This is a genomic window from Mycobacterium sp. (assembly GCF_049673265.1).
Taxonomy (GTDB): Bacteria; Actinomycetota; Actinomycetes; order Mycobacteriales; family Mycobacteriaceae; genus Mycobacterium.
The window spans coordinates 1-1,615 of record NZ_JBATXN010000151.1; the positions used below are offsets into that span (position 1 = coordinate 1).

The 1,615-nt window shown below is 68.9% G+C and carries 1 protein-coding gene and 2 pseudogenes; 1 reads left to right on the plus strand and 2 read right to left on the minus strand.

From position 1 onward, the window contains the following. Positions 1-914 (minus strand): annotated as a pseudogene (locus WBF82_RS05380) (helicase-associated domain-containing protein); the annotation flags it as partial. 67 nt (positions 915-981) lie between these two features. On the opposite strand from WBF82_RS05380, the gene WBF82_RS05385 reads away from it, so the two are divergent. After that, on the plus strand, positions 982-1,191 hold the full coding sequence (locus WBF82_RS05385; protein ID WP_424382056.1) for a hypothetical protein: 210 nt from the start codon (positions 982-984) through the stop codon (positions 1,189-1,191). 15 nt (positions 1,192-1,206) lie between these two features. Here the strand turns inward: WBF82_RS05385 and WBF82_RS05390 are convergent. Continuing rightward, a pseudogene (locus tag WBF82_RS05390) lies at positions 1,207-1,615 on the minus strand (transglycosylase family protein); the annotation flags it as partial.

The following is a 1,615-nucleotide window of genomic DNA, read 5'->3' on the forward strand; positions in this document are numbered from 1 at the left end:
AGGCCCGCCGCGGCGGCCAGCTCGAGGATCAAGCCAAGCCGGGCCTCATCGACACCGGTCACCTTGGCCAATCGTCGTATTTCGCGCACCCCTAGGCCGCCGCTGCGAAGCTCGGAAATTGGTGCCGCGCCCAGTGTTTCGAGCAGTACATCGAGTTCGCGCAGCAAGTCGATGACCGCGCCCGCGGCTGCCGAGTCGGCGTCATCACGCGTCGCGGTGGCAATCACCGGATCGGGCGCGGCCAGCTGCATTGGCCCGGCCACCTCGCCGCGCAGCAGTTGCCCAACATGGCGGGGCAGGATCACCGTGTCGGCGTCGATTCGGCGCAGCAGTCCCATCGCGAGCAGCTGTGGCACCGGCCGATCCGCGGGAGCCCCGGGTGCGGCGTCGCGGGTACGCCCCAACGGCGACCCTTCCAGCAGCTTGTCCAGCAGTTCCCGCTGCGAATCGTGCAGGCCGTCAATCAGCTCGGCAATCTGCTCGCCGGTGTGGGAAGCGTCTTCCAAGGTCACTTGGCCGGGATGCCAGGGCAGCCCGGCACCGGCGTCGGGTGCGACTCGTAGTTCGGTGTCACCCCAAACCAGAGCGCGCTCCTTGAGGTCGTCGAGGGCGCCGAGCACGGCGGGTTCGGCCGCTCGACCGTCGATCAGCGCCAGCAGCTTGGCAACGGGCACCGACGCGGTCTCCGCATGCAAAACCAGCAGCGCGTCGATCACCGCTAGCCGCAAGAAGTCCAGCTCGTCGGTGGCCGCCGTGACTGATTGTCGGGCCTGGGCGCGGGCGGCCAACGCCGCGATGCTGCCCGGCGGCGGTTGGGCAAGGTCGGGCCGCAGCTCCAGCAGACGGATCAGCCGCTCGTCGGGCAAGTCGGCCAGCCAGGACCCCAGCGGGGTGCCCGGGGTGTGTTCGGTCATTGCTGACCAGCGTAAAGCAGCCGCGATAGTGGGACTCCCGAGGCGACGGCGAGTAAGACCTGTCAGAATGGCACGCGTGGCTGACAACGCTGACAACCAGGCGCAGAAAACCCGTTACGTCGACAAGGGCTGGCCGACGACCAACCCAGACGACCATGCGGTAAGTGAGCTGGCGACCGACCGGGTAGGCGCATTGTCTCCCTACGGCGACGTGGTCTTCCCGCTGCCAGCGGACGAGCTGCCCTACCTGCACCCCGTCACGGAGGTCAACCGCTAGGCGTATTTGCGCCGTTTAAGCGAGCGAGGACAGGGCGGGGTTACCGTTCACGCTCTGCGACTGGATGGCTTTGAGCAGGTCTTTGACGTAGCTCGGGTCCATGTTCTGCGGCGGTGCCACAGGCAGCCCTTTGCTGGTGTCGGGCAGGTTCGCCGGATCTAGCAAGGGTGCGAGCTGCGGTGGCACCTGAAGGTCGTGTATCGCCGAGCCCGCAGCAGCCGGATCGCTCGGCACCCCTGGAACTGTCGGCAGGCCCGGGCCCGGGATGGGCGCTGGGTCGTCGGCAAACGTCCAGTGCGCGACGGCGGTGGCTTGGTGGACATCCGCGGGGTCATTCCCGGGAGGGGCCGGAGGCGGCGGTGCGTCTGCGGGTGGCGGCGCGTCTGCCGGCGGCGCGGGAGCGTCGACGGCGGCGGGCTCAGCC